We start from the raw sequence: 13,997 nt of genomic DNA, 5'->3' as shown, positions 1-13,997 counted from the left end.
GCTGCGGTCCGTGGGGCCCGGGTGGTGGGCCCGGTGTGCCTGGTCGGTCCGTGCCCGGTGGCAGGCCAAAGCGGTGTCCGCGTACGGCGTCAGGGTGCGGTCGGTCGCTCGTGGGCGCCGGGCCGGGGAACGGGCGTCCGCTGCTCGGCTGATCGGGGCGGGCGGGCGGCCGGGTGGGTCCCCGGCGCGCGGTACCTTCTCCTCACGTCGACGAGGAGAGTGAACGTGAGCAAGTTCGTGCGGCCCGCCGCCGAGGGCGCCGATCCGTTCGGTACCGCCCGCCTGCGGCGCGGTGTCCTCGACGCCTGGGCCACCAGCCCCGCCCGGTTCCGTGAGGACGCCAACGCCGAGGAGGACCTGGTCCTCGGCGGCTACCGGGACCGGCTCGTCGTGGAGCTCGCCCAGAACGCCGCCGACGCGGCCGCCCGCGCCGGTGTCCCCGGCCGGTTCCGGCTCACCCTCCGCGACGGCGTCCTGTTCGCCGCCAACACCGGTGCCCCGCTGGACGCGGCCGGCGTCGAGTCCCTCTCCACCCTGCGCGCGTCGGCGAAGCGGGAGGACACCGACGGCGCCGTCGGACGGTTCGGGGTCGGCTTCGCCGCCGTGCTCGCGGTGACCGACGAGCCCGCGGTGGTCGGCCGGCACGGCGGGGTGCGGTGGTCGCTGCCCGAGGCCCGGGAACTGGCCGAGGAGACCGCCCGGCAGAGCGGCGGTCTCGGCGACGAGATCCGTCGCCGGGACGGCCATGTGCCGCTGCTGCGGCTCCCGTTCACCGCCGAGGGCACCGCCCCCGACCCCTACGACACGGTCGTGATCCTGCCGCTCCGGGACACCGCGGCCACCGATCTCGCCGAGCGCCTCCTGGCAGCCGTCGACGACGCCCTCCTGCTCGCCCTGCCGGGCCTGGCGGAGGTCGTGATCGAGACCGGCGACACCGTGCGCACGCTGCGCCGCGGCACCGACGGCGCGCTCACCGTCGTGGACGACTCCCAGCAGGGCACCACCCGCTGGCGTACCGTCTCCGCACACGGCCCGCTCACCCCGGAGCTGCTCGCCGGCCGGCCGGTCGAGGAGCGGCTGCGCCCGCACTGGTCGCTGACCTGGGCCGTGCCCACGGACGCCGCGGGCGCCCCGGACCGCCCGCGCACCGCCGCCGTGCTGCACGCCCCCACCCCCAGCGACGAGCCCCTCGGCGTCCCCGCCCTGCTCATCGCGTCCTTCCCCCTCGACACCACCCGCCGGCACGCCGCCCCCGGCCCGCTCACCGACTTCCTGGTGCAGCGCGCGGCCGACGCGTACGCCGAACTCCTCGCCGGCTGGCGGCCGGTGGGGGAGGAGATCATCCATCTGGTGCCCGGCCCGCTCGGCAAGGGCGAGCTGGACGGCGCGCTGCGCCAGGCGATCCTGGAGCGGCTGCCGCGCACCGCGTTCCTGCCGCCCGCCGTCGACGCCGGCGAGGACAGCGAACTGCCCGAGGCGCTGCGCCCCCGGGACGCCGAGATCGTGGAGGGGGCGGGCGCGGACACGGTCCGGGTGCTCGCGGAAGTCCTCCCGACCCTCCTGCCCGCCGGTCTCGAACGCCGGGTGGAACTGCGGACGTTGTCCGTCACCCGGCTGCCGCTCGCCGACGCCGTCGACCGCCTGGCCGGGCTGGAGAAGGACCCGGACTGGTGGTGGCGGCTCTACGACAGCCTCGCGGGCGTCGACCCGGAACGGCTGTCGGGCCTGCCGGTGCCGCTCGCCGACGGGCGTACGACGATCGGGCCCCGGCAGATCCTGCTGCCTGCCCCGGACGCGGTCATCGACCCCGAGGTCCTGGCCCGGCTCGGCCTCAAGGTCGCCCACCAGGACGCCGCCCACCCCCTGCTGGAGAAGCTCGGCGCCCTGCCCGCGACTCCGCGCGCGGTCCTCACCACCCCGCAGGTGCGGGCCGCCGTGGCCGCGTCCCTGGACGACGACGGTGGCCTGAGCTGGGAGGAGGACACCCCGGACGCCGAGGAGCTGGCGGACACCGTCCTCGCCCTGGTCCGGGACGCCGGCCTGGAACCGGGTGACGAGCCCTGGCTGGGCGCCCTCGCCCTGCCCGACGAGGACGGCGAGCTGGCACCCGCCGGTGAACTCGTCCTCCCCGGCAGCCCGTTCGCCCGGGTGATCAGGGCGGACGAACTGGCCGCCGTGGACGCCGAGCTGGCGCAGAAGTGGGGCGAACAGCCACTGGCCGCCTGCGGGGTGCTGGCGGACTTCGCCCTGGTCCGCGCCACCGACGTGGTCCTGGACCCGGACGAACTGGAGCCGCGCGAGGGCGACTTCGCGGAGCCCGACGACGCCGGCCTGCTCGACGCCGTCGACGTCTGGTGCGAGGACGTCCTCGACCGCTTCCCGGACACCCCCGTACCCCCGGTCGCCACCGAGCTGGTCGCCGTCCGCGACCTCGACCTCGTCGACGAGGACCACTGGCCCGAGGCGCTCGCGCTGCTCGCCCGGCCGCCGCTGCGGGACGCCCTCACCCAGCCGGTCCGCATCCTGCTGCCGGACGGCACCCACGAGGTCGTACGGCCGTACACGGCCTGGTGGCTGCGCGGCCACCCGGTGCTCGACGGCCGCCGTCCCGCCGGTCTGCTGGCCTCGGGCGGCGACCCGCTGCTGCGCGGCCTCTACGAGGAGGCCGACGCCACCGGTTTCGAGGACGAGCAGGTGCTGCGGGCGCTGGGGGTACGGACCTCGGTGGCCGCCCTCCTCGACGAGCCGGGTGGTGCCGCCGAACTCCTGGACCGCCTCGCCGACCCGGACCGCTCGGTCACCGGCGCCCAGCTGCACGCCCTGTACGGCGCGTTGGCGGACCTGGACCCCGAGCAGGTGACCCTCCCCGACGAACTGCGGGCGGTGGTCGACGGCCGGGTGGAGGTGGTGGACGCGGCGGACGCGGTGGTCGTCGACTCCCCGGACCTGCTGCCGTTCACGACCGGCGTGCCGCTGCTCCCGGTACGGCCCGCCCGCGCCGCCGAACTGGCCGAACTGTTCCAGGTGCGGCGGCTGAGCGAGTCGGTGACGGGGTCGGTCGACTCGGAGGGCACCGAACACGACGTCCCGGAGTCGGTTCACGTCCTGCTCGGACCGCGGACCCCGGTGACCTACGTCGAGCACGAGGAACTGGTGGTGGACGGCGTCGAGATCGACTGGCGGCTCACCGGCGACGGCGTCCTGCACGCCGCCACCCTGGAGGGCGTCGCCGCGGGCCTCGCCTGGGCGTCCGGCCAGTGGCCACGCCGCTTCGAGGTGGCCGCCCTGCTGGAGGACGCGTCACGCACGGAGGAACTGGCCAGGGACCGCTGGTTCGACTGAGTGGTTCGACCGAGGAGCCGCCCGGGTCGGTCCGCGGCCACTTCCGGGAAGTACGCGAAGCGGTCCGGGTCGAGCGCCCACGGACGAGGGTCGAGCGCCCACGGACGAGACGTCGGTGACCGGCTTCGGGGTCTCCTCGTCCCTGGCGCGGCGGGCCAGGGTCAGGGCGACCGGCGGAGGGAGTCTGGACCCCGGGGGTCAACGCCACGGGCGACTGCGTCGACGTGGAGTAATCCCATGGGAACGTAATCCGGATGCAAAGCAATCAAAATCTGACCGGAATATGTCTCGCACGTACAACCACTCCCGCCCCTCGTGGATCTTCTCACTGAGTCAACAGACTTCCTAGATCACTTGGGCCCCGTGCCCACTGTTCCCACTGGGGAATTCATGCGCATTCGTGCCACTGTGGCCGCCGTCTCCGGCGCCCTGGCCCTCACCGCGTTCGTCGCCCCGGCCGCGCACGCCGCCGGCAGCACCACGCTGAACGTCACCTTCTCCAGCGTGAAGGTCAACGGCGGGAAGGCCGTTGTCGTGCCCGCCACGGGCTCCGTGAAGTTCTCGATCACCTACAAGGTGACCCACGCCGCCAGCCTGAAGAGCAGCGACTTCTTCACCATCCCGGTCATCTACCACGGCTCCGACATCAAGTCGTCCGAGTACGGCGTGGCCCCCTCGGACCTTGCGACCTGCACGGACACCTCCTCGACCGTCCAGAGCTGCAAGGCCACCCTCAGCGCCAGCCACAATGACGTCGTCAACAGCGTCGCCGGCACCTGGCAGGCGGGCGCCATCGCCTTCGACGCGGACGGCAACCCCGCCACCTTCGGGAACAACCTGGGCAAGGTCTCGGTCCAGCGCCTGTCCAAGCTGACGGTCAACGCCGCCCCCGAGCCGGTCAAGAAGGGCAGGACCATCACGGTCACCGGGTCCCTGACGCGCGCCAACTGGGACGCGGCCAAGTACTCCGGCTACGGCACCCAGTCGGTCAAGCTCCAGTTCCGCAAGAAGGGCTCCAGCACCTACACCACGCTGAAGACCATCAAGTCCTCCTCGACGGGCGCCCTGAAGACGACGACCACGGCGACGGTGGACGGCTACTACCGCTACTCCTTCGCGGGCACGTCCACGACCCCGGCGGTCAGCGCCACCGGCGACTACGTCGACGTGCAGTAGCCCCACCGGAACCAAACGTCCGCCCCGCCGGTGCCGCACCGGTGGGGCGGACGTGCTTCGCCGCTCACACCGGGAAGCGCCGCTCCACCCACCGCCACAGGACCTCCAGTACCGCCGAGGCCACCACCGCCACGCCGACCGCGGTCCACGGCATCACGGTGCCCACCAGTTTCAGCGCGAAGAAGCTCTGCAGGGCCGGCACCGCGAGGACGAAGACGAAGGCCACGCCCATCGAGGCCACCAGCACCACCCGCCACCAGGTGTAGGGACGGGCGATGATCGCCAGGACCCACATCGAGATCAGGAACAGGGTCAGGGTCGCCGCGCTGGTCTCCGCGTCCAGGGAGCCGGGGCCCGTGTAGTAGTGCCGGGCGAGCAGGTAGGTCACGAAGGTCGCGACACCGGCCAGCACACCGCCCGGTATCGAGTGGCGCATCACGCGGCGGACGAAGTGCGGTCTGGCCCGTTCCTTGTTGGGGGCGAGGGCCAGGAAGAAGGCCGGGACGCCGATGGTGAGGGTGGACAGCAGGGTCAGGTGCCGGGGCAGGAAGGGGTATTCGACCTGCCAGCACACCACCAGCACCGCGAGCAGCACCGAGTAGACCGTCTTGACCAGGAACAGGGTGGCGACCCGGGTGATGTTGCCGATCACCCGGCGCCCCTCGGCGACCACCGAGGGCAGCGTCGCGAAGCTGTTGTTGAGCAGGACGATCTGCGCGACCGCCCGGGTGGCCTCGGAACCCGAACCCATCGAGACGCCGATGTCCGCGTCCTTCAGGGCGAGAACGTCGTTCACGCCGTCCCCGGTCATCGCGACCGTGTGCCCGTGCGACTGCAACGCCCCCACCATCTCCCGCTTCTGCTGCGGGGTGACCCGTCCGAAGACGGTGCCCTCGTCCAGGGCCTCGGCCATCCTGCCGGGCTCGGTGGGCAGCCTGCGCGCGTCCACCGTGGTCCCGCTCAGCCCGAGCTTCGCGGCCACCGCACCCACCGACACCGCGTTGTCTCCGGAGATCACCTTCGCCCGGACCTCCTGGTCGGCGAAGTAGCGCAGGGTGTCGGCGGCGTCCGGCCGCAGCCGCTGTTCAAGGACCACCAGGGCGGTGGCGCCGGCGCCCTGCGCGACCTTCGGGTCGTCGAGGTCCCGGGTGGCGCGTGCCAGCAGCAGCACCCGCAGACCTTCCTCGTTGAGGCGCACGGTTTCGGCCAGGGCCGGGTCGTCGGCGCCGAGCAGCACGTCCGGCGCCCCCAGCAGCCAGGTGCTCAGCTCCCCGTCGCCCTCGCTGAAGGTCGCCCCGCTGTACTTGCGGGCGGAGGAGAAGGGCAGTGACTCCACGCACCGCCAGTCCTCGCTGTCGGGACAGGCGTCGATGATCGCCTGGAGGGAGGCGTTCGGCCGCGGGTCGGACTCGCCGAGCGAGCCCAGCACCTTGCGCACGTAGGTCTCGTCCACCCCGTTCAGGGCCCGCAGCTCGGTGACGTCCATGCCGCCCTCGGTGAGCGTGCCGGTCTTGTCCAGGCAGACGGTGTCGACGCGGGCCAGGCCCTCGATCGCGGGGAGTTCCTGGACCAGGCACTGCTGGCGGGCCAGCCGGATCACGCCGATCGCGAAGGCGACGGAGGTGAGCAGCACGAGACCCTCGGGGACCATCGGCACGATGCCGCCGACCGTACGGGCGACGGCGTCCTTGAGTCCGTTGTTCTTGACGAGGAGCTGGGTGGCGACCAGGCCGATGGCAGCCGGGACCATCATCCAGGTCACGTACTTGAGGATGGTCGAGATACCGGAGCGCAGCTCGGAGTGGACGAGCGTGAAGCGGGAGGCCTCCTCGGCGAGCTGGGCGGCATAGGCCTCCCGGCCGACCTTCGTGGCCGCGAAGGCGCCGCCGCCGGCCACCACGAAACTGCCCGACATCACCGGGTCGCCACGGCGTTTGACGACCGGGTCGGCCTCGCCGGTGAGCAGCGACTCGTCGATCTCCAGGCTGTCGGCCTCGGCACACACCCCGTCCACCACGATCTTGTCGCCGGGGCCGATCTCTATGAGGTCGTCGAGCACGATCTCGGCCGTGCTCACCTCCACCGCGGCTCCGTCGCGGCGCACGGTCGGCCGCGCCTCGCCGATCACCGCGAGCGAGTCCAGGGTCTTCTTCGCCCGCCACTCCTGCACGATGCCGATGCCCGTGTTGGCCAGGATCACGAAGCCGAAGAGGCTGTCCTGGATGGGCGCCACCACCAGCATGATCACCCACAGCACACCGATGATCGCGTTGAACCGGGTGAAGACGTTCGCCCGCACGATCTCGCCGAACGAGCGGCTGCTGCGTACCGGTACGTCGTTCACCTCGCCGCGCGCGATCCGCTCCGCCACCTGGGCGGCGGTCAGTCCGCCCGTTCGGGCCGGGGGTGGCAGCGGAACCGGATGCACAGGGTCGAGTTCCGCGCCCGCGTCGATGTGCGTCATACGTTCGACGGTACGTGCGGATTTGCGCGTTCACCTGCCGAGTGCCCGGAAGATCCGACCAGCGGAGGAGCCGGGTCGTGCCCTGGTTGTAGAGCGGCCCCGGGGATCGCCCCTACAGGGAGCGGGCGGCCTGCGCCCGCTTGATGGCCGCGTCCCGCTTCTTCACGTACCAGATGCCGATCAGCCCGAGGCCGCCGCCGGCCAGGCAGGTCCACACCCACCAGGTGTGACCGTGGTCGGCGTACCAGCCGTAGAAGGGGAGCTGGACCAGGAAGAGGGCGAACCAGACGATCGTGCCGCCGATGATCGTCGGCACCACGGGTCCCTCCAGGGGTTCCGGTGCCTCGTGCTGGGGAGTCCACTTCGCCATGGTGCTCAGCTTACGCATCCGCAGGGTCTACGCGCGGAGATAGCGATCTGGAACTCATACGTTCATACTGAAACCGTTTGTGTCTGGCTACTTCTGATCGTAGGAACATCCAATGTCGACCCCGGCTCCCACTCAGGCCCCCGCCCCCGAACAGCCGGGTGCGACCCCCGCGTACGGCGCGCTCGACCGATACTTCAAGATCTCCGAGCGGGGCAGCACCCTCGCCCGCGAGGTGCGCGGCGGCTTCGCCACGTTCTTCGCGATGGCGTACATCATCGTGCTGAACCCGATCATCCTCGGCAGCGCGAAGGACATGTACGGCCACCAGCTCGACAACGGTCAGCTGGTCACCGCCACCGTCCTCACCGCCGCCTTCACGACGCTGCTCATGGGTGTCATCGGCAACGTCCCGATCGCGCTCGCCGCCGGTCTCGGCGTGAACTCCGTCGTCGCCCTCCAGCTGGCGCCCCGGATGTCCTGGCCGGACGCCATGGGCATGGTGGTGCTGGCCGGCATCGTCGTGATGCTGCTGGTCGCCAGCGGTCTGCGTGAGCGCGTGATGAACGCCGTGCCCTACAGCCTGCGCAAGGCGATCTCGATCGGCATCGGCCTGTTCATCATGCTGATCGGCCTCGTGGACTCCGGGTTCGTCAGCCGGATCCCGGACGTCGCCCAGACCACCGTCCCGCTCCAGCTCGGTTCCGACGGTCACCTCAACGGCTGGCCGGTCCTGGTCTTCGTGCTCGGCGTGCTGCTGACCCTCGCGCTGATCGTCCGCAAGGTCTCCGGCGCGATCCTGATCTCCATCGTCGCGATGACCGTGCTCGCGCTGATCGTCAACTCCGTCGCCCATGTGACGACCTGGGGCCTGACCGTCCCGAAGTGGCCCGGCAGCCCCGTCTCCACCCCGGACTTCGGCCTGCTCGGCAAGGTCAGCCTCTTCGGCGGTTTCGGCAAGGTCGGCGTGCTGACCGGCATCCTCTTCGTCTTCACCGTCCTGCTGTCCTGCTTCTTCGACGCCATGGGCACGATCATGGGCGTCAGTGACGAGGCCAAGCTGACCGACGCCCAGGGCTACATGCCGGGCATCAACAAGGTCCTCTTCATCGACGGCGTCGCGGTAGCCGCCGGCGGTGCCAGCTCGTCCTCGGCCACCACCTGCTTCGTGGAGTCGACGGCGGGCGTCGGCGAGGGCGCGCGGACCGGCTTCGCCAACGTCGTCACCGGCGCGCTGTTCGCCGTGGCACTGTTCCTGACCCCGGTCGCCACGATGGTCCCCTCCCAGGCCGCCACCCCGGCGCTGCTCGCGGTGGGCTTCCTGATCCTGGCCGGTTCGATCAAGGAGATCGACTGGGCCGACTACACCGTCGCGATCCCGGCCTTCGTGACCATGGTGATGATGCCGTTCACCTACTCGATCACGAACGGCATCGGCATGGGCTTCATCACCTTCGTGGTGCTGCGGCTGACCGCCGGCCGGGCCAGGGAGATACCGGTCGCGATGTACGCGGTCGCGGCCGTGTTCGCCTTCTACTACCTGATGCCGGCCCTGGGTCTCACCTGATTCCGGCCCTGATCGGGCGGGGGGCTCATGTGACCTTGACCTGATCGCCGTAGAACCTCTCCGTCTCCTCGACGGCGGCCGAGAACCGCTCGTCGAAGTCGTTGCGAATGAGCGTCCGGACCACGTAGTCCTGGACGCTCATTCCCCTTTTCGCCGCGTGATGGCGGAGCCGGTCGAGCAGCTCTTTGTCTATCCGCAGGCTGAGCACACTGGTCCCCATGCATATGAGGGCGCCACATCCGGGCGTCCGGTGCGTGACTTTCCGGATTTGACTCACTCGTATGGGTGACGCGATGTTTTCCGGTGGACACCCCGTGACCCCGGACCCCCGGATTCCGTGGCCGAGGTCACGGGCAGAGGGGCGTGTCCCGGGTGGTCCTTAGGTAGGGTAATGAGTTACTCTAAAGAACATGCCGGACTTTACCCATGGCGACGACGTGGCCGCCGTGAACGCCCTCCGCTCCGCCGTGATGCGACTCTCGCGACGGCTGAAGCACCAGCGGGTCGACGAGTCACTGAGCCCCACCGAGATGTCGGTACTGGGCACCCTCTCCAACTGCGGCCAGGCCACCCCCGGTGAGCTGGCCCGCAAGGAGCATGTGCAGCCGCCCTCGATGACCCGCATCGTCGCGCTGCTCGAAGCCAAGGGACTGGTCCGTCTGGAGCCGCACCCCGAGGACCGGCGCCAGAAGGTCGTCACCAGGACCGAGCAGGCCGAGGCGATGCTCGAGGAGAGCCGCCGCAAGCGCAACGCGTTCCTGGCCGGCCTGGTCGACGGCCTCGACGAGGACGAGTGGGCCAAGCTCCGCGCGGCCGCCCCCGTCCTGGAGAAACTCGCGCACCTGTAGGAACCCTTCACCCGCGAGTGAGCCGAAGGGGCTGGAGCGCCCCGCAGGCGAACGAGCCAGAAAAAGAGGAGGCGAACGCACTTTGAGTACGGGATCCGGAGCACCTTCCGCCCCCGCACCGACCGCCCCGACTACCCCCGTCCCTCGCAGGTCCTCGATGTTCGGCTCGCTGAAGGTCAGGAACTACCGCCTGTTCTTCGCGGGCCAGGTCGTCTCGAACATCGGCACCTGGATGCAGCGCATCGCCCAGGACTGGCTGGTCCTCAGCCTCACCGGCTCCGCGACCGCGGTCGGTGTCACCACCGCCCTGCAGTTTCTGCCGATGCTCCTCTTCGGCCTCTACGGCGGAGTCCTCGTCGACCGGCTGAACAAGCGCCGTGCCCTCTTCGTCACCCAGACGTCCATGGCCCTCACCGGCATCGCGCTGGCGCTGCTGACCCTCTCCGGCCATGTGCACGTGTGGCACGTCTACCTCGCCGCGTTCGTCGTCGGCCTCGCCACGGTCGTCGACAACCCGGCTCGCCAGTCCTTCGTCTCCGAGATGGTCGGCCCGGACCAGCTGCAGAACGCGGTCAGCCTCAACTCCGCGAACTTCCAGTCGGCCCGCCTGGTCGGCCCCGCCGTCGCCGGTCTGATGATCACCGGCGTCGGCACCGGCTACGCCTTCCTCTTCAACGGCCTGTCCTTCGTCGCCCCCATCGTCGGCCTGATGCTGATGCGCGCGCGTGACCTGCACGTCGTGCGGCGGGCGCCCAGAGGCAAGGGCCAGCTGCGGGAGGGCCTGCACTACGTGGCAGGCCGCCCCGACCTGATGTGGACGATCATCCTGGTCGGCTTCATCGGCACCTTCGGCTTCAACTTCCCCGTGTACCTGTCCGCCTTCGCGGACGACGTGTTCCACGCGGGCGCCGGCTCCTACAGCCTCTTCAACACCCTGATGGCGGTCGGTTCCCTGGCCGGCGCCCTGCTCGCGGCCAGACGCGGCACGGCCAAGATGCGGGTGATGATCGCGGCGGCCGTGGCCTTCGGCGGCCTGGAGCTGGTGGCGGCGACCGCGCCGTCCCTGTGGCTGTTCTCCCTGCTCATGGTCCCGATCGGCATGTTCGGCATGACGGTCAACGTCACCGCCAACACCACCGTCCAGATGGGCACCGACCCTGCCATGCGCGGCCGGGTGATGGCCCTGTACATGATGGTGTTCATGGGCGGCTCGCCCATCGGCGCCCCCATCGCCGGCTGGATCACCGACGCGTACGGTGTCCGCGCCGGCCTGGCGGTGGGCGGTGCCATCGCCGCCGCGGCGGCCGTGGTGATCGGCCTGGTCCTGGCCCGCGTCGGCAACCTCCGCCTGTCGGTCGGCTGGCACGGCGGACATCCGCGGGTGCGGTTCGTCCCGAGAGAGACCCAGGAACAGCTCGCGCCGGCGGCCTGAGACCGGACGACGCCGGCAGGTGCCGGCCCGGAGGACTGGAGCCTCCGGGCCGGCACCTGTCCCGCCCGGCCGTCCCCCACGGTGTAGGCCTCCGTGCGGACGAAGCGGTCGCCCTCGTAGTAGCGGACCAGCTTGTCGTCGGCGCCCGCCTAGCAGTCCACCCGCAGCAGCGACACCCCGGCCCGCCGGGTCTCCTCGGCCGCGTGCGCCAGCAGGGCGCTGCCCACGCCGTGGCCCTTGAAGCGGCGGTCGGAGGCCAGCCGGTGGATGTACCGCTCGGGCTCACCGGGCGGCGGGAGATGCGACAGGCAGGCGCCGGGCGCGTCGGTGACCGTGAGCGTGGCGGCCGGCACCCCGTCGGCCTCGGCGATGTAGGTCACACCCTTGGTGATAGGCGTCTCCTCGTGATGGCAGGGTGGTCCGCATGAGACTCTTCGCCGCCGTGCTGCCCCCGCCCGAGGTGGCGGTCGAACTCGCCGTCGAGGTCGACCGGTTGAAGCGGCTGCCGGGCGCGGAGGCGCTGCGCTGGACCGGCCGCCCCGGCTGGCACTTCACCCTCGCGTTCTACGGCGAGGTCGAGGAGGGCCTCGTACCGGACCTGTCGGAGCGGCTGGCCCGGGCGGCCCACCGCACCCCGCCGTTCCGGCTGTCCGTCGCGGGCGGCGGCCAGTTCGGCCGTGGCCGGGCCCTGTGGGCGGGCGCCGACGGCGACCTGGGGACCCTCCGGCTGCTCGCCGACCGTGCGGAGGCGGCGGCGCGGAAGGCGGGCGTACCGATGGGGGAGCACCGCCGCTACAAGGCCCACCTGACGGTGGCGCGCAGCCGGGAGGCGGTGGAGACCGGGCCCTACCTCACCCTGCTCGCGGAGTTCACGAGCCGGACCTGGACGGTGGGCGACCTGGCGCTGGTGCGCAGCAACCTGCCGACGTCGGGGGTACCGGGCGAGCAGCCACGGTACGAGCCGGTCGCCCGCTGGGAGCTCGGGGCGGGCGGTTAGGCTCGTCGCGTGGACCCGAAGACCCGGAACCGGATCATGGCCGGTGCGCTTGTGTTGTTGTTCGTGGTGGTTGCGGTGGCCTCTGCCATGCGGTGAGGGCGGGCTGGGGAACTGCGGCCGCCCGATGCCGGCCGCGGGCCGTTCGTGGCCGGTCGCGCAGTTTCTGCCCCCGGCCGAAGGCCGGGGGCACCCCCAGCGCCCCTCACGGGACGCTGCCCCTGACGCCGGCTACCAGGCGAAGGCCTCCGGAGAGGGCCCCGGGCCCGGGAAGATCTCGTCCAGTCCGGCCAGCAGCTTACCGGCGGACGGCCGTCCGCCGTGAACGAGGACGCGCTGGCCGTGGCCCGCGCGAGGAAGGCGAAGGGAGAGAGTGTCAGTGCCATCGCCAAGGCTCTGGGCGTCTCCCGGGCCACGATGTACCGGTATCTCGGAGACGACTCCTGACGGCGGAACCTGATGCCCTTGCCTGGAGCGGACTCGAAGCAGTTGGCTTGTGGCCCATGAAGTACACCCAGCTCGGACGCACCGGACTCAAGGTCAGCCGACTCGTTCTCGGCACGATGAACTTCGGTCCGCAGACAGACGAATCAACCAGCCACGGCATCATGGACGCCGCTCTCGACGCGGGTCTGAACTTTCTGGACACGGCCAACGTCTACGGGTGGGGTGAGAACAAGGGCCGCACCGAGGAGATCATCGGTACTTGGTTCGCCCAGGGTGGCGGGCGGCGCGACAAGGTCGTCCTCGCCACCAAGGTGTACGGGAACATGGCGGGCGACGGGGACGTCTGGCCCAACCACGACAAGCTCTCCGCGGTGAACATCCGACGGGCCGTCGACGCCTCCCTCAAGCGGCTGCAGACCGACTACATCGACATCTACCAGTTCCATCACATCGACCGGTCGACACCGTTCGAGGAGATCTGGCAGGCGATCGACGTCCTGGTCCAGCAGGGCAAGATCCTCTACGCGGGGTCGTCCAACTTCCCCGGCTACAAGATCGCCCAGGCCAACGAGACCGCCGCCCGGCACGGCCGCATGGGCCTGGTCAGCGAGCAGTGCCTCTACAACCTCGCTGAGCGCCGCGCCGAGATGGAGGTCATCCCGGCCGCGCAGGACTACGGCCTCGGGGTCATCCCCTGGTCTCCGCTGCACGGAGGACTGCTCGGCGGCGTCCTCAAGAAGGAGGCCACACAGGGGCGCCGGGCGAGCGGCCGCGCTGCCGACGCGCTCAAGGACACCAAGACACGCGAGCAGATCCAGGCGTACGAGAACCTCCTCGACAAGCACGGCCTGGAGCCCGGTGAAGCGGCGCTCGCCTGGCTGCTGACCCGCCCCGGCGTCACCGGCCCGATCGTCGGCCCTCGCACGCAGGAGCAGCTGGACTCGGCGCTGCGCGCCCTACAGCTGGAGCTGAGCGAGGAACTGCTGACGTCTCTGGACGAGATCTTCCCCGGTCCCGGACCGTCTCCCGAAGCCTTCGCATGGTGAGGTAGCGGGTCTGCGTCGCAGTCGTCGCCTTCTGCTTGCGTTCGAGGCGAGTGGGAGGCGGCGGCTTCGTCGTTTCAACTCGGGGTCCGCAGGAGCGGTGAGCGTCAGCGATGCGCTGCTGCGGAACCTGGCATCAAAATTGCCGGTTGGCAGTGTCGAAGAAGTTGATGCCGGCATCCAGCGCCGCGTCCATGATCGCGTGGCTGTCGGCCTCGTCGGTCTGCGGGCCGAAGTTCATGGTGCCGAGGACGAGTCGGCCGACCTTGAGTCCGGTACGTCCGAGCTGCGTGTACTTCATGGTCACCCAGCCAACG

General features: G+C 70.9%; 11 protein-coding genes and 2 pseudogenes. 8 read left to right on the top strand and 5 right to left on the bottom strand.

Going from position 1 to position 13,997, the window contains the following annotated elements:
• The first annotated feature begins 225 nt into the window (after positions 1 to 225).
• Positions 226 to 3,342, top strand: coding sequence for a sacsin N-terminal ATP-binding-like domain-containing protein (locus ACFXI4_RS01350; RefSeq protein WP_384987110.1), 3,117 nt, complete (start codon positions 226 to 228; stop codon positions 3,340 to 3,342).
• A gap of 390 nt (positions 3,343 to 3,732) precedes the next feature.
• Positions 3,733 to 4,518 carry a hypothetical protein gene (locus tag ACFXI4_RS01345; protein ID WP_384987108.1) on the top strand — a complete coding sequence of 262 codons (786 nt, stop codon included), beginning with the start codon at positions 3,733 to 3,735 and terminating at the stop codon, positions 4,516 to 4,518.
• 64 nt (positions 4,519 to 4,582) lie between these two features.
• Here the strand turns inward: ACFXI4_RS01345 and ACFXI4_RS01340 are convergent, their stop codons facing one another.
• Both ACFXI4_RS01340 and ACFXI4_RS01335 read right to left on the bottom strand, forming a co-directional pair.
• Positions 4,583 to 6,982: an HAD-IC family P-type ATPase gene (locus tag ACFXI4_RS01340; RefSeq protein ID WP_384987106.1), complete on the bottom strand. Its 2,400-nt coding sequence runs from the start codon at positions 6,980 to 6,982 to the stop codon at positions 4,583 to 4,585.
• Positions 6,983 to 7,094: 112 nt separating this feature from the next.
• Positions 7,095 to 7,352, bottom strand: a complete 258-nt coding sequence (locus tag ACFXI4_RS01335) for a DUF2530 domain-containing protein (protein ID WP_362720902.1) — start codon at positions 7,350 to 7,352, stop codon at positions 7,095 to 7,097.
• A 112-nt stretch (positions 7,353 to 7,464) separates the two neighbouring features.
• On the opposite strand from ACFXI4_RS01335, the gene ACFXI4_RS01330 reads away from it, so the two are divergent.
• Positions 7,465 to 8,916: an NCS2 family permease gene (locus ACFXI4_RS01330; protein WP_384987104.1), complete on the top strand. Its 1,452-nt coding sequence runs from the start codon at positions 7,465 to 7,467 to the stop codon at positions 8,914 to 8,916.
• Between the two features lie 25 nt (positions 8,917 to 8,941).
• Here the strand turns inward: ACFXI4_RS01330 and ACFXI4_RS01325 are convergent, their stop codons facing one another.
• Entirely contained in the window at positions 8,942 to 9,136 is a 195-nt protein-coding gene (locus tag ACFXI4_RS01325) for a ribbon-helix-helix protein, CopG family (RefSeq protein WP_352223476.1), read from the bottom strand.
• A 190-nt stretch (positions 9,137 to 9,326) separates the two neighbouring features.
• Here ACFXI4_RS01325 and ACFXI4_RS01320 point away from each other — a divergent pair, with 190 nt between their 5' ends.
• Positions 9,327 to 9,764 carry a MarR family winged helix-turn-helix transcriptional regulator gene (locus ACFXI4_RS01320; protein ID WP_384987102.1) on the top strand — a complete coding sequence of 146 codons (438 nt, stop codon included), beginning with the start codon at positions 9,327 to 9,329 and terminating at the stop codon, positions 9,762 to 9,764.
• An 82-nt stretch (positions 9,765 to 9,846) separates the two neighbouring features.
• Positions 9,847 to 11,196, top strand: coding sequence for an MFS transporter (locus tag ACFXI4_RS01315; protein ID WP_384987100.1), 1,350 nt, complete (start codon positions 9,847 to 9,849; stop codon positions 11,194 to 11,196).
• A 38-nt stretch (positions 11,197 to 11,234) separates the two neighbouring features.
• Here the strand turns inward: ACFXI4_RS01315 and ACFXI4_RS01310 are convergent.
• Positions 11,235 to 11,588: pseudogene (locus ACFXI4_RS01310) on the bottom strand (GNAT family N-acetyltransferase); the annotation flags it as partial.
• A 32-nt stretch (positions 11,589 to 11,620) separates the two neighbouring features.
• Between ACFXI4_RS01310 and thpR the strand changes: the two are divergent.
• The 3 genes from thpR (at position 11,621) to ACFXI4_RS01295 (ending at position 13,683) form a co-directional block, all read left to right on the top strand.
• The gene (gene thpR / locus ACFXI4_RS01305; protein ID WP_384987098.1) at positions 11,621 to 12,193 is read left to right on the top strand and encodes an RNA 2',3'-cyclic phosphodiesterase; all 573 of its coding nucleotides are present in this window, start codon (positions 11,621 to 11,623) and stop codon (positions 12,191 to 12,193) included.
• 318 nt (positions 12,194 to 12,511) lie between these two features.
• Positions 12,512 to 12,637: a helix-turn-helix domain-containing protein gene (locus ACFXI4_RS01300; RefSeq protein WP_384987096.1), complete on the top strand. Its 126-nt coding sequence runs from the start codon at positions 12,512 to 12,514 to the stop codon at positions 12,635 to 12,637.
• 56 nt (positions 12,638 to 12,693) lie between these two features.
• Positions 12,694 to 13,683: an aldo/keto reductase gene (locus ACFXI4_RS01295; protein ID WP_093724609.1), complete on the top strand. Its 990-nt coding sequence runs from the start codon at positions 12,694 to 12,696 to the stop codon at positions 13,681 to 13,683.
• Between the two features lie 145 nt (positions 13,684 to 13,828).
• Here the strand turns inward: ACFXI4_RS01295 and ACFXI4_RS01290 are convergent.
• A pseudogene (locus tag ACFXI4_RS01290) lies at positions 13,829 to 13,981 on the bottom strand (aldo/keto reductase); the annotation flags it as partial.
• Positions 13,982 to 13,997 lie beyond the last annotated feature (16 nt).

Origin of the sequence: Streptomyces sp. NPDC059224 (assembly GCF_042754285.1) — a bacterium.
GTDB lineage: Bacteria > Actinomycetota > Actinomycetes > Streptomycetales > Streptomycetaceae > Streptomyces.
This window is presented reverse-complemented; position numbering and strand designations above follow the sequence as displayed.